The sequence below is a fragment of the Herbaspirillum sp. alder98 genome (genome assembly GCF_020179755.1).
In the GTDB taxonomy this organism is placed as follows: domain Bacteria; phylum Pseudomonadota; class Gammaproteobacteria; order Burkholderiales; family Burkholderiaceae_D; genus Herbaspirillum.
The window spans coordinates 458,149-477,029 of sequence record NZ_JAIUCY010000001.1 but is presented as its reverse complement, the minus strand read 5'-3'; the positions used below and the strand labels follow the sequence as shown (position 1 = coordinate 477,029).

The window sequence follows — 18,881 nt, the reverse complement described above, 5'->3', positions numbered from 1 at the left end:
ATGTCCCTGTTACCGATGTCCCGTCTGGCGCTGTTTGCCTGGTTGCTGCTGCTGGCAGTGCTGGCGCTGGCGGCGGCCACGCTGTGCGGCAGCACCGGTTGCCTGCGTGCTTCGATGGCACCGGACACGGTGGCCTTGCTGCTGTCGTTGCGGGTGCCGCGTGCGCTCACCGCCTTTGTCGTCGGCGCGTTGCTGGCGCTGGCCGGGGCGCTGATGCAGGTGTTGCTGCGCAACCCGCTGGCCGATCCTTATGTGCTGGGCCTGTCGGGCGGTTCCGCCGCAGGCGCCTTGCTGGCGATGCTGGCCGCCTTGCATCTGGGCTGGCCGCCGCAGATGGTGACCGCGCCCGGGGCCTTGCTCGGCGCCGCGCTGGCGATCCTGCTGCTGTTTGGCCTGGTGCGCCAATCGTTGCGCCATCTGGCGATTTCGCCGCTGCTGTCGAGCCAGCGCTTGCTGTTGACCGGGGTCATGCTGGCCGCCGGTTTCGGCGCCATCATTTCGCTGGCCCTATCGATCGCGCCGGACAGCCAGTTGCGCGGCATGGTGTTCTGGCTGATCGGCGACCTTGACGATGCGCGCTTGCTGCCGCTGGCCGGCGTGGTGCTGTTGCTGGGCCTGATCTGGGCGCTGCGACAGGCCCCGGCGCTGAATCTGCTGGCGCGTGGCGACAGCTTTGCGCAATTGCTCGGGGTGCCGGTGTTGCGCCTGCGCGTGATGGCCTTGTGCGCCGCCTCGATCGCCACCGCCGCCGCCGTTGCCATGGCCGGCACCATCGGGTTCGTCGGGCTGGTGGTGCCGCACGCGGTGCGCCTGCTGGTCGGCAACGACCAGCGCCGGCTGCTGCCGGCGGCCACCTTGCTGGGCGGAGCGGCGCTGACGCTGGCCGACCTGGCGGCGCGCACGGTGGTGGCGCCAACCCAATTGCCGGTGGGCGTCATCACGGCGCTGGTCGGGGTGCCGGTGTTCTTGTGGTTGCTGGCCAGGAGCCGGGTGTGAGCGCCGCATCGACCGTGTTGCTGGAGACCTCGCAACTGGCGCTGCAGGTGCAGGGCCGCACGCTGCTGTCGGGCCTCGACTGGCAGGTATGTGCAGGCCAGTTCTGGTGCGTGCTCGGGCCCAACGGTGCGGGCAAGAGCAGCCTGCTGCATGCGGTGGCGGGCCTGGCGCGGTTGGCGCCAGGCACGATCCGGTTGACCGGTGCGCCGTTGGCATCGATCTCGCCGACACGGTTGGCGCGGTTGCGAGGCCTGCTGCTGCAACATCAGTACGATGCGTTTTCATTGCCGGTGATCGACGCGGTCATGGCGGGCCGTTTTGCGCGCGGCAGTCAATCGGGCCACGCCGACGAAGATCGCCGCCATGCGCTGCAGGCGCTGGAGCAGGTCGGACTGGCGCATATGGCCGCGGCTGACCTGTTGACGCTGTCGGGCGGCGAACGCCAGCGCGTGGCCTTGGCCACCTTGCTCACGCAGGCGCCGGACCTGTTCCTGCTGGACGAACCCACGTCTCACCAGGACATCTCGGCACAATTGGCGATCATGCAGTTGCTTGGCGAGTTGGCGTCGGTGGAGCAGGGCCGGGCGGTGGTGGCCAGTTGCCATGATCTCAATCTGGCGCAGCGCTTTGCCACGCATATCCTGTTATTGGGGCCGCAAGTGCATGCGGGTACGGTATTGGAAGTCATGCGAACGGATTGGCTGGAGCAGGCGTTCGCCTGTCGCTTTCAGGTGCTGGAAGACCAGGGCGCGCGCATCTTCGTGCCGGCGCCGATGACAGGCGCCAGGATGGCTTAGTGCCCGCGCGCCAGATCCAGTTTTGCGCACACCTCTTCGGCCGCCAGCAGCACCCGCGGCCCGGCCCGATTGAGCCAGTCGGCGTTCACCGTATAGAGCTGGCCGGTACTGACGGCCCGCATCCGCGCGTACTGGCGCCAGCGTTCCAGCGGCTGGTCGCGGGCGTCGCTAGGGGTGAGGATGACTTGCGGATCGGCGGCAATGACCGACTCCACGCTGACCGTCGGCGCCAGTTGCGGCAATTGACCGAAGATGTTGTTGCCGCCGCACAGGCGCAGCACCGCCGACACCATGTGCTGGCCGTTGAGGGTCATTAGCGGCTGGCTCCAGATCTGGTAGAACACGCTGACCTGGCGGCGTCCCTGATAGCGTTGCTGCAAGGCCTGCCAGCGGGCGCGAAAGTCGTTGGCGGCACGCCGGCCGCTGTCGTCGGTGCCAGCCAGTTGCGACAGCCGTTCCAGCGAGTCGGCGATCATGCCGAAATCGGCCGGTTGGCTTTCGAAGACCGGGATGCCGGCGCTGCGCAGGCGCGCCAGCTGGGTCGCCTTGTTGCCGCTATGCCAGGCCACGATCAGGTCGGGTTTGAGCGCCAGCACGCGCTCCAGGTCGAGTGCGGCATAGCTGCCCACGGAAGGCACCTGGCTGGCTGCGGCGGGATAGTCGCTGAAGTGGCTGGCGCCGACCAGGCGCTCGCCGGCGCCGGCGGCAAACAGCAGCTCGGTGACATGCGGGGCCAGGCTGACGATGCGACGCGCTGGCTGCTGCAACGTCAGCACCTGGCCCATGTCATCGGTCACCGTGATGGCCGCCATGGCAGGCCCGGCCGTCATGCACAGCGCGGCCAGGGCCAGCGTCAGCGCTGCCGCCATCGGCATTTAGATTTCGAGGTTGTCGATGAGGCGGGTCGAGCCCAGCTTGGCGGCCGCCACCACCACCAGCGGCGCGCCTTGCGCCATGTCGCCGGCCGATGGCGGTTGCAGGTCGATGCGCTTGCGCACGGCCACGTAGTCAGGCTTCCAGCCGCGTGCGGCCAGTGCTGCCATGGCTTTCTTCTCGACTTCCAGCGTGTTGAGCTGGCCGTCGCGGATCTCTTGCGCGAGGTCGTTGAGCACGCGGTACAGCAGCGGCGCTTCGGCCCGTTCAGTGGCCGACAGGTAACCGTTGCGCGACGACAGCGCCAGGCCATCCTCGGCGCGGTAGGTCTCGGCGCCGACGATCTCGACCGGCATCGCGAACTGGCGCGCCATGTTGCGCACGATCATCAACTGCTGGTAATCCTTCTTGCCGAACACCGCCACGCGCGGCTGGACGCAGGAAAACAGCTTGGTCACCACGGTCGCCACGCCGGTAAAGAAACCGGGGCGGAATTCGCCCTCGAGGATGTTGCCCAGGTCGTCCGGTGGCTGCACGCGGTATTGCTGCGGTTCCGGATAGAGGTCGCGCTCGGTCGGCGCGAACAGCACGTAGACGCCTTCCTTTTCGAGCTTCTCGACGTCAGCCTGGAAGGTGCGGGGATATTTGTCGAAGTCTTCGTTGGGGCCGAATTGCAGGCGATTGACGAAGATCGACGCCACCACCGGATCGCCGTGGGTGCGCGCCAGGCGCATCAACGACATGTGACCTTCGTGCAGGTTGCCCATGGTGGCCACGAAAGCGGTGCGCAACTGGCCGCGCATGTGGTCGCGCAATTCTTCGATCGAGGAAATGATTTTCATGCAGGTTCTCTGGTTGGGGCGGCGCCATCAAGCGCCAGGGGCGCTTCAGCTCGGCGAGTACGAAAGTCTGACATAGATCGGCGCGAAGGCTTCGGCCTGGGTGATCTCGATCAGGGTTTCCTTGGCCAGTTCAAGCAGCGCGATGAAATTGACCACCAGCACCGGCACGCCGCGCGACGGCTCGAACAGGTCCGAGAATTCGACGAAGCGGGCCGACTGCAGGCGTCGCAGGATGCCCGTCATGTGCTCGCGCACCGACAGTTCTTCACGGCTGATATGGTGGTGGGCGGTCAGTTTGGCGCGCTTGAGCACGTCGGCCCAGGCCGCCTTGAGATCGTCCATGTCGACATCCGGCCAGCGGGTGACTACGGTCTGCTCGATATAGACCTGGGTGCGCACGTAGTCGCGCCCGACCTGGGGCAGGGCGTCGAGCTCCATGGCGGCCAGTTTGATCTGTTCGTATTCCAGCAGGCGCCGCACCAGTTCGGCCCGGGGATCTTCGGCCTCTTCGCCGGGGTCGGCCTTCTTGGCCGGCAGCAGCATGCGCGACTTGATTTCGATCAGCATGGCCGCCATCAGCAGGTATTCGGCGGCCAGTTCCAGGTTCTGCTTGCGGATCTGCTCCACGTATTCGAGATATTGCAGCGTCACCTGGGCCATCGGGATGTCCAGGATATTGAAGTTCTGCTTGCGAATCAGGTACAACAGCAGGTCGAGTGGCCCCTGGAAGGCTTCCAGGAAGACTTCCAGCGCATCCGGCGGGATGTACAGGTCGTTGGGCAGCTGGAACAGCGGTTCGCCATACAGGCGTGCGCGCGCCACGCCGTCGATCACATCGGGCGTGGTGTCTTGCTGGCCTGCAGGGCTGATGTCTAGGGCGTCGACGGCACTGCTGCCATCGCTGCCGGTGTTATCGGTCATGCGTCAGAATCTTAGTGCGACTGGTAGACGTAAGGCTGTTGCTCCACGCGCGAGGCCTTGTCGCGGGCCGATTTGTCGAGATCGATCGGTTCCTTGTCCCACAGCAGGGCGCGGCCGGCGCGTTGTTGCTCTTCCAGCGACGGGTTCTTGCTCTTGAGTTCCTCGATGAACTGGGTGATTTCCGACACGTAGGTAGTCTTTTTGGAGAAGAGCATGGTATTTTCGGCCAGGGTTGATGCGAAGGCGCACATTTTACCTCTACTTCACGGGGCACAATCAAACTGTCATGGATAAGCGTTTCTTTTATCTGATACGCCGGGGCGCTGGCGTCGTGGGAAGCCTGGTGGCGGCACTGGCCATGTTCGGCTGCGACAGCAACGGCAATCCCATTGAGGAGTTCGGCTTGGACAAATTGCAGAAGGGCATCTCGACCGAGGCCGAGGTGCGCACCGTCATGGGCGCGCCCGATACCGTGTGGAATGACGGCGACGGTGCGCGCACCCTCGAATACCCCAAGGGGCCGGAGGGCGTGCGCACCTGGATGTTTGCCATCAACGGCATGGGCACCCTGATCGATTATCGCCAGGTGTTGACGGAAGACAACTTTTCGCGCGTGGTGCCGCATCTGTCGAGTAACGAGGTGCGCCGCATGCTGGGCCGCCCGCGCAGCGTGGTGCAGTTCCGTCTCAAGAATGAAGAAGTGTGGGACTGGAAATATCACCACATCCACGAGGACCGGCTGTTCAACGTGCATTTCGATATCGACAGCATGCAGGTGGTGCGTACTTCGGTGTCGGACATCAGCAGCCACTGATCGCATCACGGACGCACCAGCAAAACCAGCGTCTCAGGGCGGATGCGAGAAATCCGAATAGCGATCCGGGCGGGCTTCCGATGCCTGGCGCGCGCGGTCCTCGCTGACCGAGCCCATGCGGCTCTTGCGCAGCAGGCCGGCTTCGTCCAGCACCGAATAGGCGGTCGAGCAGAACAGCGAGTGCATGCGCTTCATGTCGCTGATCAGGTCCAGGTGCAGCGAGCTGGTCTCGATGCTCTGCTGGGTCTGGCCGGCCAGCCGGATCAGGTGGGTCTTGGCATAGGCCCGTTCGAGGTCGCGAAACGATTCCTTCTCTGCCAGCAGCTTCTGGGCGCTGCGCAGGTCGCCTTCGAGGAACACCGACAATCCCAGCTGCAGGCTGGCCATCAGGCGGGTATGCATTTCGCAGACTTCCTGCATGCCGGCCGCCGAGAAGGTGCGCTGTGGCGCGATCTTCTTGCTCTCCAGTCCCTTGACGATGCGCACGATGATGTCGCCCGCCTGTTCCAGGTTGATGGTGAGCGTGATGATGTCGGTCCAGCGCCGCACTTCCTTGGCATTGAGTTCTTCGCGCGAGACCCGCGCCAGGTACATCTTGACCTCGGTATAGAGCTTGTCGACGTCGTCGTCCAGGCGCCGGATCTGGGCGGCGCGGATGGTATCGTTTTCACGAATGACCGGCAAAAGACTGTGCAGCATCTTCTCGATCATGTCGCCGATGCGCAGCACTTCGCGCGAGGCGTTGGCCAGCGCCAGGGTCGGGGTTTCCATCGCGGCCGGATCGAGATGGCGGGCGCGCATCACGTCGTCGTCCAGCGCATTGTCGGGCAGCAAGCGCACGCACAGGCGCGACATGGGCGCCACCAGCGGCAGCAGCAAGCCGCAGCGCACGCTGTTATACAGGACATGAAAAGCCACCACGCCCATGCGCAGATCGTTAGTCATTTGCGCAATGATGATCTCGACGTGATTGATGAAGGGCAGCACCACGATGGCGCCGGACAGGCGAAACAGCATGCTGCCCAGCGCCACCCGGCGCCCGGCCACGTTCTGGCTGGCCGCCGACAGCAGGGCGGTGATGCCGCTGCCCAGGTTGGCCCCGATCACCAGGCACAGGGCCACCTTGAGCGAGATCACGCCGGAGGTGGTCAGGGTCGCGGCCAGCAATACGGCCGCCAGGCTGGAATAGGTCACCATGGCAAACACGGCGCCGATCAGGGTATCGAGCAGCACGTCGCCGGTGAGCGAAGAAAACAGGACCTTGATGCCGGCCGCGTGCATCATCGGCTGGGTGGCGGCGGTGATCAGTTCGAGCGCCAGCAGGATCAGCCCGAGGCCGATCACGGCGCGTCCCAGGCGGCCTGCTGCGGTGTGGCGGCGCGACAGGTAAGTGACTACGCCGCCGAAGATCAGCAGCGGCGACAGCCACGACAGGTCGAAGCTGAGCACGCCGGTCATCAGCGCCGTGCCGACATCGGCGCCCAGCATGATGGACAGGGCGGGTGTCAGGCCCACCAGCCCCTGGGCCACGAACGAGCAGACGATGACGGCGGTGGCATTGCTGCTCTGGACCAGGCTGGTCACGCCGACCCCGGCGGCAAAGGCCATGCTGCGACGGGTGATGCTGGTGGAAAGAATACGGCGCAGCTGCGCGCCATAGACTCGCAGTACGTCCGTGCGCACGATGTGCGTACCCCAGACCAGCAGGGCTAGCGCTGACATCAGGTGCAGGAGAGTGATCATTAGTATTTCGGTCCTTTTTTTCTGCCGATGATACCGCCAACCGGCTAATAGCGTGCGATTCGCACAGCCAGCGTCGAGTTCCCGTTTTTTTGGACCGGCTTGCGCCTCACTTGCTCCTGACCTGCTCCTAACGAATGCCGGCGCGCATGAACGACTGCACGAACTGGCGCTGGAACAGCAGGAAAGCCAGCAGCAGCGGCGCCGATGTCATCAGGGTGGCGGCGGTGATGATCGACCAATCGACGCCCTGATCGGTCGATGAAAACACCTGCAGCCCCACCGTCAGCGGACGCGATTCGACCGAATTGGTCACGATCAGCGGCCACAGAAAGTTATTCCAGTGGGTGCTGACCGACACCAGCCCGAACGCAATATAGATCGGCCGCGCCAGCGGCACGTAGACCTGCATCAGCGTCTGCAGCGCCGAGGCGCCCTCGACGGTGGCGGCTTCATCGAGCTCGCGCGGCACCGTCTTGAAGGTCTGGCGCAGCAGGAAGATGCCGAAGGCCGAGGCAAAGTAGGGCAGGCCGATCGAGACGATGGTGTCGCGCAGGCCCAGCAGGTTCATGGTGTTGTAGTTCTCCACGATCAGGATGTCGGGCATCACCATCAGTTGCAGCAGCACCAGCATGAACATCAGGTTGCTGCCGCGGAAGGTGAAGCGCGCAAAGGCGTAGGCGGCCAGCGTGGCCAGCACCATCTGCGCCACCAGGATCATGGTCACCAGCAGGAAGGTATTGAGGAAGTAGCGCGGGAAGGGCGCAGCTTGCCAGGCATTGGCAAAGTTCTGCAGCGTCAGCGGCGCGTCGAGGCTGAAGCGGGTGGCAAACTGGGCCGGATGAAACGCGGTCCACACGGCATACAGCAGCGGCAGCAGCCACAACAGGCCGAGCACCCAGGCGGCAATGGTCTCGAGGGCGCGACTGGATTGCCCGAAGGGATTGGTGGTGGTGGCGATCATTGGTAATGGGTCCTGCGGTCGAGGATGCGGAACTTGATGAAGGCGATCACGCCCAGTATCGCTAGCAGCACCACCGTGAGCGCGGCGGCATAGGACGAATCCCAGAACGCGAAGCCGACTTCGTAGATGTAGTACAGCAGCAGCGAACTGGCGTTGTCGGGGCCGCCACGGGTCATCACCACGATATGGTCGACCAGGCGGAACGAGTTGATCAGGGCATTGATCAGCACGAACAGCGTGGTCGGCATCAGCAGCGGAAACTGCACCTGCCAGAAATACTGCCAGCGGCTGGCGCCTTCCAGCCCGGCCGCCTCGGCCAGCACCGGCGGGATCTGCTGCAGCGCGGCCAGGTAGAAGATCATGAAGAAACCGGCTTCCTTCCACACCGCCACCAGCATCATGGCGCCCAGTACCGTATCGGGATTGCCCAGCCAGTTGTGCGAAGGCAGGCCGAGCGCGCCGGTGATCTGCTCCAGCAAGCCGTACTGCGGGGTGTAGAAGAACAGCCAGATGTTGGCCACCGCGATCATCGGCAGCACGGTCGGCGTGAAGTAGGCCAGGCGCAGCAGGCCGCGCCCCCACAGCCGGTCGCTGACCCACAAGGCCATGGCGATGGCCAGCGCGATCGACACCGGAATGGTGCCCAGCGCAAACCATAGATTGTTGGTGAAGGCGCGCCAGAACACCGGGTCGTCGACCATCAATGCATAATTTTCCCAACCGACGAACTGCGACGGATTGGCGCCCTTGGGCGTGGAAAAGAAACTGTGCCAGAGGGTCGCCACGGCAGGATAGTGCGTGAAGGCGAGCAGCAACACCATGGCCGGCATCAGCAGCAGCCAGGGAGTAAGGCGGGATTGGGTGCGGTGCATGTGAAACCTCGGGCCGCCACGGCGGCGAACGCAAAACGCAACAGAGCAGATGGAACAAGCAAGGCCGGGAGCGGCAACGCTCCCGGCCCACTGCCGCCAGGATCAGCGGCCGTAAGAACGCAGGATGCGATCCGACTCGCGTTGCGCTTCCTTCAGCGCCGCTTCCGGCGTCTTGGTGCCCGACAGCGCGGCCTGGATGTTGTCGTTCAAGGCCTTGGTGACGCGCTGGTTGTCGTGGGTCGACAGTTCAGCCACGCCATATTTCATCTGCTCGCGGGCGACATCGGCGGCCGGCACCTCGGCCAGGTACTTCTTCATCTCCGGCGTGTCCCAGGCATCCTGGCGCGGCGCCACGTAGCCGGTGGCGATCGACCATTGCGCCGCGCGCGCCGGTTCGGTTGCGAAGCGGATGAACTTCATGGCCGCCTTCTGCTGCTGCGGCGTGGTCTTGTTGAAGACATAGAAGTTGCCGCCGCCGGTCGGGCTGCCCGGATGCTTGTTACCCGGCAGCATGGCCACTCCGAACGGGAAGCTGGCATTGCTGCGGATGTTGGTCAGGTTGCCGGTGGTGGTCCACACCATGGCCGCCTTCTGCTCGAGGAAATCCTTGGGCGTGGTGCCCCATTCGATCGAGCCGGCCGGCATCACGCGGTGCTTGGTGGTCAGGTCGACCCAGTGCTGCAGCGACTCCACCGCCCCCGGCTTGTCGAAGTAAGTCTTGGTGCCGGCGCTGTTCATCAGGATGGTGTCGTTGGAGGCCGTCATGGCCTGGAACATCCAGTAGCCGAAACCGGTCGACGGAATCTTCACGCCCCATTGGGTGACATTGCCGGCCGCATCGACCTTGGTCAGCTTCTTGGCATACTCGACCATCTCGGTCCAGTTGGCGGGCGCGCGATCGGGGTTCAGGCCGGCCTGCTTGAACAGGTCGCGGTTGTAGTACATCACGATGGTCGAGCGCTGGAACGGGATGCCCCAGGTCTTGCCGCCGGTCTGGCTGTTTTCCATGAAGCCCTTGTAGAAGCCGTCGATCCATTGCTTGTCGTCGGCCAGGCCATCGATGGGCACGATGGCGTTTTCATCGATCAGGGTGAACAGGTCGGTCGAGAGCAGCACCGCCAGCGTCGGCGGCGTGCCGCCCTTGAATGCCGTCAGCGCCTTGATGATGCTTTCCTGGTAGGTGCCGGCATAGATCGCCTTGACCTTGACGTCGGGGTTGGCTTTCTCGAAGTCGGCCACCATGCTGTCGATGGTCTTGGTGACGGCGCCGCCGACGGCGACCGGATAGTAAAAACTGATCTCGACCGGATCGGCCGCCATGGCATGGCTGCCGAACGCTGCGGCCAGCGCCAGGGCGGCGGCGGATTTGAGGACTGTTCTACGCATCTTGGACTGCTCCCATGAGGTTGTGAAGTTGAATGCAACTTGGCGGTTGCTATTGTTGGCGTCTCACTCTGCCGATCAAAAATCAGTGACGTCGCATGCCGCTGCGCTGGTCGAAGAAGGTCTGGTCGCGGTCCTGCCAGGCCAGGCGCACCTGGTCGCCGACCCGCAGGGCCAGTTGGCCCGGCACCCGCACCAGCAGCGTGGCCAGTCCGACGCGGGCGCCGATGATGGTGTCGGCGCCGAAGTATTCGATGGTGTGCACGCTGGCGGCGACACCGCTGTCATCCAGGCGGATATGCTCGGGGCGCAGGCCCAGGTTCCATTGCTCATCGGCGCGGCCCGCCGTCACCACCGGCCCGGCGCTACCCTCGATCACCAGGCCGCCGGCGGTATGCGCCAGCGGCACGATGTTCATTGGCGGGGTGCCGATGAAGCGCGCCGCAAATTCGGTGGCCGGTTGCGCGTACAGCTGCGCCGGCGTGGCGTTCTGCTCGATTTTTCCGTCGCGCAGCAGGATCACCTGGTCGGCCATGCTCATGGCTTCGGTCTGGTCGTGCGTCACGTAGATCATGGTCATGCCCAGCTGTTGCTGCAGGGCGCGGATCTCGCGCCGCATTTCCTGTCGCAGCTGGGCGTCGAGATTGGACAGCGGTTCGTCCATCAGGCATACCGGAGCGTCGGCGATGATGGCGCGCCCCAGCGCTACCCGCTGCTGCTGCCCGCCCGACAATTGCGATGGACGCCGTTCCAGCAGGTGCGCCAGTCCCAGGATGTCGGCGACCCGCGCCAGGCGGGTCGCATACTGCTGTTTGGGTTCACGCCGCACGCGCACCCCGAACAGGATGTTGTCGCGTACCGTCAGGTGCGGGAACAGCGCATACGACTGGAACACCATCGATATCTTGCGCTGCGCCGGCGGCAGCAGGGTCACGTCACGCGCGCCGATATGGATGCTGCCGGCGCTGGGCGTGTCGAGTCCGGCGATCAAGCGCAGGGTGGTCGACTTGCCGCAGCCGGAAGGGCCGAGCAGGACCGTGAAGTCGCCCGACTTTACTTCGAAGTCGATGCCCTTGACCGCCTGGGCCTCACCCCAGTTCTTGGTAATGCCTTGCAATGAAATGGCGGCCATCCCGCGCTTCCCCTGGTGTTGGATTGAGTGTCACGACGACGACGTCGGCAGCGCCGCGAAGCGGGCGAACCAGTCGGCAAATTGCGCGCGCTGGGCGTGGCTCATGTGCAGCCCGCACTTGGTGCGCCGCCACAGTACGTCCTCGGCGCTCCTGGCCCATTCCTGCACCACCAGGTAGTCGACTTCGCGCTGGCATAGCCCGCCACCGAAGTCGCGACCCAGTGCATCCGGCAACTGCGCCTCGCGCAGGATGTTATAGCTGCGGGTGCCATGACGATCGAACAGTTGCGCCAGGAAGTCCGGGTCGAGCTGGTGGTATTTCTGCTGCAGGCGAAGCACCTCGGCAGGCCGTTCGGCGCGCGTGAAGCGGGCTCCGGGCAATGCTTCATCGGCCGTCCAGCGGCCGCGCCGGGCGCGCTTCTTCAGGTGCGGGGCCAGCTTGTCGAGGACCGATTCGGCCAGTCGCCGGTAGGTGGTGATCTTGCCGCCATAGACCGAGATACAAGGCAGGCCGGCGGTGTCGTCCAGCACCAGCTTGTAGTCGCGGGTGACGGCTGACGGATCGTCGGCGGCATCGTCGAACAAGGCCCGCACGCCGGCGTAGCGCCAGACGATGTCGGCGGCGGCGAGCGGGCGCGCAAGATAGCGATTGACCGCACGCAGCAGGTATTGCTGTTCGTCCTCGCTGACCTGCGCGCCTTCACGCATGTCGGCTTGCGGCACGTCGGTGGTTCCGATCAGCGTAAAGCGCTGCTGGTAGGGGATCATGAAGACGATGCGGCGGTCGTCGTTCTGCAGGATATAGGCGTGCTCACCCTCGAACAGGCGCGGCACCACGATGTGGCTGCCGCGCACCAGCTTGACCTCGGCCGGTGGCCGCTCGCTGGCCACCACCGGATTGAGCAGCCGGTCGATCTGCGCCACCCAGGGACCAGCGGCATTGACGATGGCGCGGACGCGCAGTATCCGTTGCTGGCCACTGTGAACGTTTTCAAGCGTGCAGTGCCAGTGACCATCGTCGCCACGGCGGGCCTCGACCAGGCGGGTGCGTGACAGGATCTCGGCGCCGTGCTGGTGTGCGCTCATCAGGTTGAAGATCACCAGCCGGGCGTCGTCGACCCAGGCATCGGAATAGGCGAAGCCGCGCGTGATATCAGCCTTCAGCCCGCTGGGAAGGGCGGCCCGATCAAAGTGGACGCTGGCAGATCGGGGCAGTGTCATGCCGTGGCCGATGTGGTCGTACAGCCAGAGGCCCAGGCGGATCATCCAGCGCGGGCGCAGGCCCGGCACGTGCGGCATGACAAAGCGCAGCGGCCAGGCGATGTGGGGCGCGATGTCCAGCAGGCGTTCGCGCTCCGACAGGGCCTCGGCCACCAGCCTGAACTTGCCGTATTCGAGATAGCGCAGTCCGCCGTGTATCAGCTTGGTGCTGGCCGACGAGGTGGCGCCGGCAAAGTCGCCCTGTTCGCACAGCACCACCGACAGTCCGCGTCCGGCGGCGTCGCGCGCCACGCCGGCGCCGTTGATGCCGCCGCCGATGACCAGCAGGTCGTGCAGGACATCGCTCATGGCCGGGTCTCGCCTTGCAGTTGCTCGACCAGCAGGCGCGCGCTGGGCTCGTCGATCACCAGTTCATTGATGAAGCCGCCTTCGAGCGCAGCGCGCAGGCCGGGGATCTTGCCTGCGCCCGATACCACGCAGATCGAGTGCGCCGCGCGTTGCAGGCAATCGAGGTCGGGGCCGCTGCTGCGGGCATTGAGGGCGACATCGCGCCAGCTGCCGTCGCGGCGGAAGAAGACGGTGGCGATATCGCCCACCAGGCCCTGCTCGCGAATCATGTTGCGCTCGTCCTCGCCCAGGTAGCCACCGGTATGGATATGGCTGCCGGTGGCTTCGGCGCCGATCGAGAAGAGCACGATGGATGCGCGGTCCTGCAGCGCGCGGATCGACTTGATGCTCTTCTCGCGCCATAGCGCCGTGCGGGTGTCGGCATAGTCGAAGAAGGCCGGTACCGGAAAGTGATGGGCGCGCGCGCCATAGTTCTGCGCGAAGCGCGAGACGATCGATTCGCCGAAGGTATTGACGAAGTTCAGGCCCGTGCCCGAGCCATTGAGCTGCACCACGTCGACATCGTGCACCCGGCGTGGCAGCAGCTTGTCGGCGATCTCGGCCACCGTGGTGCCCCAGGCCAGGCCGATGACGGTCGACGGCGCGACCAGCGAACTGACGTAGGCGGCGGCGTGGGCGGCGACCCGTTGCAGGGTCTCCTTGTCGCTGGCGTTGGTGGAGACCGGCACCACCTGGATCGAGCGCAGCCGGTAACGGTCGGCGATGGCGGTCTCGAGATTGCCCGAGATTTCCTGGGGATCGTTGACCCGGATTTCGACCAGTCCGCGGTCCAGCGCATAGGACAGCAGGCGCGACACGGTGGCGCGCGAGGTGCCGATCTCGTCGGCGATGGCGGCGGTGGTCATGTTCTGGAAGTAATACAGGCGCGCCACGCGCACTGCCATATAGGCGGTTTCCTGGCGTTCCCCATTAGCCATGTCGTTTTTCCTGGCGGATGATCATTTTTTATTGGACTTGAATGGTTGGGCGTGCAAAGGCAATTCCATGCGGCCTTTCAGCGCATCAGGAATGGTAGTGATCTTTTGTTACAGCTTGATGAACGGACGTTCGAGGAGGTGCGGGAACATTGGCGGGTATATGCCTGGTCGGACGAGGCAGGCAAAGAAGGTCGCTGATCTAGACAGCCCGACACCAGAATCCGCCTCCGCCAGACCGCCCGACACCAACATCCACCTCCGTCGTACCGGCGAAGGCCGGTACCCAGCGACTGTCGTTGTGTCTAAAGAAAATCATTCGGACTAAGTGGCCGCAGCGTGGTGTATCGAAGTCAGCGCGTGCTCAACACTCCCGGGCCGTTTGCTCTTGCTGCATGCGGATGAAGTGGTTCAAGTCTTGCCATTCTTCGGTCGACTGTGAGCGCCGGGAGTCCGCCCGGCAGCGGACCCTCTTTCTTGCACGCCAAGAAAGAGGGGCAAAGAAGGCGCCCCAGCAACCCAGCCCCTTCGGGGTTCCCGGTGTCACGAACCGAAAAGGGGGGACGGCCAGAGTCGCTTCGCTCCGACTGTCCTTCTGATCCCCCTTTTCAGTCCGCGCCACCGGCTGGTCTGAATGGGGAAAGCCGGACCGCCTCGCCTGCGGCATCGGGCTTGGACCCCTCGCTGTTTAAGCGATCAGTGCCGCATCACGCGCCGCATCACGATCGGCGGCGCTTCTTGCGGATTGGAGCGGGTGTAGTCGAGTTCAGGGGCGATCTCGAAACCGAAGGCGGCATACAGATCGACCAGTTGCGCCTGGTCGGTGCGCACCGCCAGCCGCAACTCGCGCACGTCGGCGGCCTGGGCGCGGTGGATCAGTGCTTCCATCAGGTGCTGCGACAGGCGCTCGCCGCGAAATGCCGGCGAGATGCCCATGCGGCGGATTTCCCACACATCCAGGTCGGTGTCGAGCGGCAGCCAGCGCACCGAGCCAGCCGGGATTTCTCCGCGCAGCAGGATGAAGGCGCCGCCATGTTGCAGGTCTTCGATCACATGGTCGGATGCCTCGCGGTGGCCCGACGAAGTCGACGCCACCTTGTTGGCCCAGCTATGCCGGGTCAGTTCAGCAATCAGGGTGGCATCCTCAGAGGTGGCTTCACGTATTACCAGTTCCATGGCAGCGTCGGTCTCCGTTCAGGCTGGCAGGTGCTGTCAGTGCACGCGCATGCCAGGTTCGGCACCCGGCCAGGGGTTGAGCACGTAGATGCCCGGCTTGGCCTTTTCATCCTTGGCCGACGCCGCCAGCACCATCCCTTCGGACACGCCGAACTTCATCTTGCGTGGCGCCAGGTTGGCCACCATCACGGTCAGCTTGCCCACCAGTTCCTCGGGCTTGTAGGCCGAGGCGATGCCCGAAAACACGTTGCGGGTGCGGCCTTCGCCGGCGTCCAGCGTCAGGCGCAGCAGCTTGGTGGAGCCTTCGACTGCTTCGCAGTTGACGATCTTGGCGATGCGCAGGTCGATCTTGGCAAAGTCGTCGATCGAGATTTCAGGCGCCAGTTCTTCGATGGCGCTTTCTTCTGCTGCAGCGACCGTGGCCGCCGCCGCCGGCACTGGGGCATCGAACAGCGCATCCAGCATCTTCGGGTCGACCCGTTGCATCAGGTGTGCATAGGCATTGATGACGTGGCCATCGGCCAGCGGCGTGCCGATGTCGCTCCACTGGAACGGCGCCACGTTGAGGAAACCCTCGACCTGGGCGGTCAGCGCCGGCAGCACCGGCTTGAGGTAGATGGTCAGGATGCGGAAGGCTTCCAGCAGGCGGCTGCAGACTTCGTGCAGTTGCGCGTCGCGGGCGCTGTCCTTGGCCAGTTCCCATGGCTTGTTGGCGTCGACGTAGGCGTTGATGGCGTCGGCCTGCTCCATCACCAGGCGCAGGGCCTTGCCGTATTCGCGTTGCTCGTAGAGCGCGTGGATGTCGTCGGCGGCGCCTCGCAGCCGGCCCAGGAAAGCATCTTCGGCGCTGGCCCAGGCAGTCGTCACGCGGCCATCGAAGCGCTTGGCGATGAAGCCGGCGGCGCGACTGGCGATGTTGACGTACTTGCCGATCAGGTCGGCATTGACGCGGGCGACGAAGTCATCCGGGTTGAAGTCGACATCCTCGACCTTGGCATTGAGCTTGGCGGCGATGTAATAACGCAGCCACTCCGGGTTCATGCCGATGTCGAGATAGCGCAGCGGCGAGATGCCGGTGCCGCGCGACTTCGACATCTTTTCGCCGCTGACCGTGATGAAGCCGTGCGCGAACACATTGGTGGGCACGCGGCGGCCGGCAAACTTGAGCATCGCCGGCCAGAACAGGGTGTGGAAGTACGTGATGTCCTTGCCGATGAAGTGGTACTGCTCGGTCTTGTCATCGTTCATGAAGGCATCGAAGTCGCGGCCGATCTTGCCGAAGTAATTCTTCAGCGAAGCCAGGTAGCCGATCGGCGCATCCAGCCAGACGTAGAAATACTTGCCCGGCGCATCGGGAATCTCGATGCCGAAGTAGGGCGCATCGCGGCTGATGTCCCAGTCGCCCAGGCCGCCTTCGCCGTCCAGCCATTCGCGGGCCTTGTTGGCCACTTCCGGCTGCAGGCGATTGCTGTCGAGCGCCCATTCGCGCAGGAAGGCCACGCACTTCGGGTCCGACAGCTTGAAGAAGAAATGCTCCGACGACTTCATCACCGGGGTCGCGCCCGACAGGGTCGAGTACGGGTTGATCAGGTCGGTCGGGGCATACACGGCGCTGCAGTTCTCGCAGGAGTCGCCGTACTGGTCCTTGGTGCCGCACTTGGGGCACTCGCCCTTGATGTAGCGGTCGGGCAGGAACATGTTCTTGACCGGGTCGAAGAACTGGTCGATGGTCTTGGTCGAGATCAGGCCGGCATCGTCGCGCAGGGCGCGATAGATGTCCTGCGACAGTTGGTGGTTCTCGGGGCTGTCGGTCGAGCTCCAGTTGTCGAAGGCGATGTTGAAGCCATCGAGATACTGCTTGCGACCGGCCGCGATGTTGGCCACGAACTGCTGCGGCGTGACGTTGGCCTTTTCGGCCGCGATCATGATCGGCGCACCGTGCGCATCGTCAGCTCCCACGAAGTGCACCTCATTGCCCTGCATTCGCTGGAAACGGACCCAGATGTCGGCCTGGATGTACTCCATGATGTGGCCGATGTGGAAAGCGCCGTTGGCGTAGGGCAGTGCGGTAGTGACGAAGAGTTGGCGAGGGGCTGGGGTGCTCATTGGCGTTGCGGACGATGCGACGTGGTGGAAAGAAGAGGCATTCTATCAGCGACCACCGCATCGGCGCAGTAGTTGTCGTTTTGATCACAACGGGCTCGGCCTGATTGGTTTAGACTGGCGCCCTTGGCGAGGAGAAATAATGAGCATTACCGTAGAGCAAATCAAGGCAGCGCTGGCGCTGGTGATCGATCCCAATACCGGGCGCGACCTGGTGAGTGGACGCGAAGCCCGCAATATCCGGGTCGAAGGCGCGCGCGTGCTGCTGGATGTGGAACTGGGTTATCCGGCCAAAAGCCAGATCGAGCCGATCCGCCAACTGGTCAGCGAGGCCCTGGCCAAGTTGCCCGGCGTCGAGGCGGTCGAGGCCAACGTCACCTTCAAGATCGTCGCCCATGCGGTGCAGCGCGGCGTCAAGCTCAAGAGCAACGTGCGCAACATCATCGCGGTGGCCTCCGGCAAGGGCGGCGTGGGCAAGTCGACCACCGCCGTCAACCTGGCCCTGGCGCTGGCGGCCGAAGGCGCCAGCGTGGGCATTCTCGATGCCGATATCTATGGGCCTTCGCAGCCGATGATGATGGGCATCAAGGGCCAGCCCGAGACCCGCGACGGCAAGACCATGGAGCCGATGGAAAACCACGGCCTGCAGGTGTCGTCGATCGGTTTCATGATCGATCCCGACGAGCCGATGGTATGGCGCGGCCCCATCGTGACCCAGGCGCTGCAGCAGTTGCTGGACCAGACCAACTGGCGCGACCTCGATTACCTGATCGTCGATATGCCGCCCGGCACCGGCGACGTGCAGTTGACGCTGTCGCAGAAGGTACCCGTGACGGGCGCAGTCATCGTCACGACGCCGCAGGATATCGCCTTGCTGGATGCACGCAAGGGCTTGCGCATGTTCGAGAAGGTGGGCATTCCGATCCTGGGCATCGTCGAAAACATGAGCATGCATGTCTGCTCCAATTGCGGTCATGCAGAGCCGATCTTCGGCGTGGGCGGGGGCGAAAAGATGTGCGCCGATTTCGGCGTCGACTTCCTGGGCGCCTTGCCGCTGACCATGGAAATTCGCCAGCAGACCGATTCCGGCACACCCACCGTGGTGGCCGACCCGAACGGTCGGGTGGCAGAAATCTACAAGAACATTGCGCGCAGCGTCGCCATCAAAGTGGCCGAGAAGGCCCGCGACATGACCAGCAAGTTCCCCAGCATCGTGATCCAGAACGATTGAACGCGGTGTCGGGCATGGGAGGGAAACCCTGCTTCATCCATTTCAATCCAGAAGGAGATACCCAATGATGTCCCACTGCCAATGGCGCCCGTTCAATCATGTGTTTGCGGCTTCGCTGCTCATGGCCGCTCTGTTGTCGCCGGCCGCGCAGGCCGCCGACAAATCGGTGTCCATCCTTGAACCCAAGGATGGCGCCACCGTGTCCAGTCCGTTCAAGGTGAAGTTCGGCGTGAGCGGCATGACCGTGCATCCGGCCAACGAAATCATCGCCGGCACCGGCCATCATCACCTGTTGATCAATCAGGGGCCGATCAAGGAGGGCGCGTCCATCCCCATGGACGATACCCATCTGCACTATGGCAAGGGGCAGACCGAGGCCGACGTGACGCTGCCGCCCGGTCGCTACAAGCTGACCGCCCAGTTCGCCAATGGCGTGCACCAGTCCTATGGACCGGCCATGGCCAAGACCATCAACGTCACGGTGAAGTAGGCGT

The 18,881-nt window shown here is 64.3% G+C and carries 18 protein-coding genes and 1 pseudogene; 5 read left to right on the top strand and 14 right to left on the bottom strand.

The genetic code is table 11. The annotated features are described in order from the left end of the window. Positions 1–996: a FecCD family ABC transporter permease gene (locus LBW87_RS02280; protein ID WP_225199800.1), complete on the top strand. Its 996-nt coding sequence runs from the start codon at positions 1–3 to the stop codon at positions 994–996. Next, positions 993–1,793 (top strand): ABC transporter ATP-binding protein, encoded by an 801-nt coding sequence (locus tag LBW87_RS02275; RefSeq protein WP_225199799.1) that lies wholly within the window; start codon positions 993–995, stop codon positions 1,791–1,793. The genes LBW87_RS02280 and LBW87_RS02275 overlap by 4 nt, the downstream gene beginning before the upstream one ends. Here LBW87_RS02275 and LBW87_RS02270 read toward each other — a convergent pair. The 4 genes from LBW87_RS02270 to LBW87_RS02255 are packed head-to-tail and all read right to left on the bottom strand — an operon-like array spanning position 1,790 to position 4,644. Further along, positions 1,790–2,668: a cobalamin-binding protein gene (locus tag LBW87_RS02270; protein WP_225199798.1), complete on the bottom strand. Its 879-nt coding sequence runs from the start codon at positions 2,666–2,668 to the stop codon at positions 1,790–1,792. The two genes, LBW87_RS02275 and LBW87_RS02270, sit on opposite strands and share 4 nt — an antisense overlap. Next, positions 2,669–3,508: a pantoate--beta-alanine ligase gene (gene panC, locus LBW87_RS02265; RefSeq protein WP_225199797.1), complete on the bottom strand. Its 840-nt coding sequence runs from the start codon at positions 3,506–3,508 to the stop codon at positions 2,669–2,671. Positions 3,509–3,553: 45 nt separating this feature from the next. Continuing rightward, positions 3,554–4,429, bottom strand: a complete 876-nt coding sequence (locus LBW87_RS02260) for a segregation and condensation protein A (protein WP_225199796.1) — start codon at positions 4,427–4,429, stop codon at positions 3,554–3,556. 11 nt (positions 4,430–4,440) lie between these two features. Continuing rightward, the gene (locus tag LBW87_RS02255) at positions 4,441–4,644 is read right to left on the bottom strand and encodes a DUF3460 family protein (RefSeq protein WP_225199795.1); all 204 of its coding nucleotides are present in this window, start codon (positions 4,642–4,644) and stop codon (positions 4,441–4,443) included. 71 nt (positions 4,645–4,715) lie between these two features. Between LBW87_RS02255 and LBW87_RS02250 the strand changes: the two genes are divergently transcribed. After that, positions 4,716–5,243: a hypothetical protein gene (locus LBW87_RS02250; RefSeq protein ID WP_225199794.1), complete on the top strand. Its 528-nt coding sequence runs from the start codon at positions 4,716–4,718 to the stop codon at positions 5,241–5,243. Between the two features lie 33 nt (positions 5,244–5,276). Here LBW87_RS02250 and LBW87_RS02245 read toward each other — a convergent pair whose 3' ends face one another. The 10 genes and pseudogenes from LBW87_RS02245 to metG all read right to left on the bottom strand — a co-directional run bounded on the left by LBW87_RS02245 (position 5,277) and on the right by metG (position 17,159). Then, complete coding sequence (locus tag LBW87_RS02245) at positions 5,277–6,986, bottom strand: Na/Pi cotransporter family protein (RefSeq protein WP_225199793.1); 1,710 nt, start codon at positions 6,984–6,986, stop codon at positions 5,277–5,279. Positions 6,987–7,113: 127 nt separating this feature from the next. Then, positions 7,114–7,947 (bottom strand): carbohydrate ABC transporter permease, encoded by an 834-nt coding sequence (locus LBW87_RS02240; protein ID WP_225199792.1) that lies wholly within the window; start codon positions 7,945–7,947, stop codon positions 7,114–7,116. Beyond that, positions 7,944–8,819 (bottom strand): carbohydrate ABC transporter permease, encoded by an 876-nt coding sequence (locus LBW87_RS02235; RefSeq protein WP_225199791.1) that lies wholly within the window; start codon positions 8,817–8,819, stop codon positions 7,944–7,946. The genes LBW87_RS02240 and LBW87_RS02235 overlap by 4 nt, the downstream gene beginning before the upstream one ends. A 102-nt stretch (positions 8,820–8,921) precedes the next feature. Further along, positions 8,922–10,205 carry an ABC transporter substrate-binding protein gene (locus LBW87_RS02230; RefSeq protein ID WP_225199790.1) on the bottom strand — a complete coding sequence of 428 codons (1,284 nt, stop codon included), beginning with the start codon at positions 10,203–10,205 and terminating at the stop codon, positions 8,922–8,924. A gap of 82 nt (positions 10,206–10,287) precedes the next feature. After that, entirely contained in the window at positions 10,288–10,620 is a 333-nt protein-coding gene (locus LBW87_RS24040) for a TOBE domain-containing protein (RefSeq protein WP_413927614.1), read from the bottom strand. A 291-nt stretch (positions 10,621–10,911) separates the two neighbouring features. Continuing rightward, positions 10,912–11,244: pseudogene (locus tag LBW87_RS24035) on the bottom strand (ATP-binding cassette domain-containing protein); the annotation flags it as partial. A 120-nt stretch (positions 11,245–11,364) separates the two neighbouring features. Next, positions 11,365–12,903: a glycerol-3-phosphate dehydrogenase gene (glpD, locus tag LBW87_RS02220; RefSeq protein ID WP_225199788.1), complete on the bottom strand. Its 1,539-nt coding sequence runs from the start codon at positions 12,901–12,903 to the stop codon at positions 11,365–11,367. Next, complete coding sequence (locus LBW87_RS02215) at positions 12,900–13,880, bottom strand: sugar-binding transcriptional regulator (protein WP_225199787.1); 981 nt, start codon at positions 13,878–13,880, stop codon at positions 12,900–12,902. Before LBW87_RS02215 ends, glpD begins: the two co-directional genes overlap by 4 nt. 693 nt (positions 13,881–14,573) lie before the next feature. Continuing rightward, the gene (locus LBW87_RS02210; RefSeq protein ID WP_225199786.1) at positions 14,574–15,053 is read right to left on the bottom strand and encodes a GNAT family N-acetyltransferase; all 480 of its coding nucleotides are present in this window, start codon (positions 15,051–15,053) and stop codon (positions 14,574–14,576) included. Between the two features lie 36 nt (positions 15,054–15,089). After that, positions 15,090–17,159 carry a methionine--tRNA ligase gene (gene metG / locus LBW87_RS02205; RefSeq protein WP_225199785.1) on the bottom strand — a complete coding sequence of 690 codons (2,070 nt, stop codon included), beginning with the start codon at positions 17,157–17,159 and terminating at the stop codon, positions 15,090–15,092. 139 nt (positions 17,160–17,298) lie between these two features. Here metG and apbC point away from each other — a divergent pair, with 139 nt between their 5' ends. Then, positions 17,299–18,387, top strand: a complete 1,089-nt coding sequence (apbC, locus tag LBW87_RS02200) for an iron-sulfur cluster carrier protein ApbC (protein ID WP_225199784.1) — start codon at positions 17,299–17,301, stop codon at positions 18,385–18,387. Between the two features lie 64 nt (positions 18,388–18,451). Beyond that, positions 18,452–18,877, top strand: coding sequence for a DUF4399 domain-containing protein (locus LBW87_RS02195; protein WP_225199783.1), 426 nt, complete (start codon positions 18,452–18,454; stop codon positions 18,875–18,877). Positions 18,878–18,881 lie beyond the last annotated feature (4 nt).

Bases quoted from the DNA above. Each gene is read 5' to 3' on its own strand.
- LBW87_RS02195 (WP_225199783.1), top strand. From the start codon at position 18,452: ATGATGTCCCACTGCCAATGGCGCCCGTTCAATCATGTGTTTGCGGCT.
- LBW87_RS24040 (WP_413927614.1), bottom strand. From the start codon at position 10,620: ATGAACATCGTGCCGCTGGCGCATACCGCCGGCGGCCTGGTGATCGAG.
- LBW87_RS02245 (WP_225199793.1), bottom strand. From the start codon at position 6,986: ATGATCACTCTCCTGCACCTGATGTCAGCGCTAGCCCTGCTGGTCTGG.
- apbC (WP_225199784.1), top strand. From the start codon at position 17,299: ATGAGCATTACCGTAGAGCAAATCAAGGCAGCGCTGGCGCTGGTGATC.
- metG (WP_225199785.1), bottom strand. From the start codon at position 17,159: ATGAGCACCCCAGCCCCTCGCCAACTCTTCGTCACTACCGCACTGCCC.
- LBW87_RS02230 (WP_225199790.1), bottom strand. From the start codon at position 10,205: ATGCGTAGAACAGTCCTCAAATCCGCCGCCGCCCTGGCGCTGGCCGCA.
- LBW87_RS02235 (WP_225199791.1), bottom strand. From the start codon at position 8,819: ATGCACCGCACCCAATCCCGCCTTACTCCCTGGCTGCTGCTGATGCCG.
- LBW87_RS02280 (WP_225199800.1), top strand. From the start codon at position 1: ATGTCCCTGTTACCGATGTCCCGTCTGGCGCTGTTTGCCTGGTTGCTG.
- LBW87_RS02270 (WP_225199798.1), bottom strand. From the start codon at position 2,668: ATGCCGATGGCGGCAGCGCTGACGCTGGCCCTGGCCGCGCTGTGCATG.
- LBW87_RS02250 (WP_225199794.1), top strand. From the start codon at position 4,716: ATGGATAAGCGTTTCTTTTATCTGATACGCCGGGGCGCTGGCGTCGTG.
- LBW87_RS02260 (WP_225199796.1), bottom strand. From the start codon at position 4,429: ATGACCGATAACACCGGCAGCGATGGCAGCAGTGCCGTCGACGCCCTA.
- LBW87_RS02215 (WP_225199787.1), bottom strand. From the start codon at position 13,880: ATGGCTAATGGGGAACGCCAGGAAACCGCCTATATGGCAGTGCGCGTG.
- LBW87_RS02210 (WP_225199786.1), bottom strand. From the start codon at position 15,053: ATGGAACTGGTAATACGTGAAGCCACCTCTGAGGATGCCACCCTGATT.
- glpD (WP_225199788.1), bottom strand. From the start codon at position 12,903: ATGAGCGATGTCCTGCACGACCTGCTGGTCATCGGCGGCGGCATCAAC.
- LBW87_RS02240 (WP_225199792.1), bottom strand. From the start codon at position 7,947: ATGATCGCCACCACCACCAATCCCTTCGGGCAATCCAGTCGCGCCCTC.
- panC (WP_225199797.1), bottom strand. From the start codon at position 3,508: ATGAAAATCATTTCCTCGATCGAAGAATTGCGCGACCACATGCGCGGC.
- LBW87_RS02255 (WP_225199795.1), bottom strand. From the start codon at position 4,644: ATGCTCTTCTCCAAAAAGACTACCTACGTGTCGGAAATCACCCAGTTC.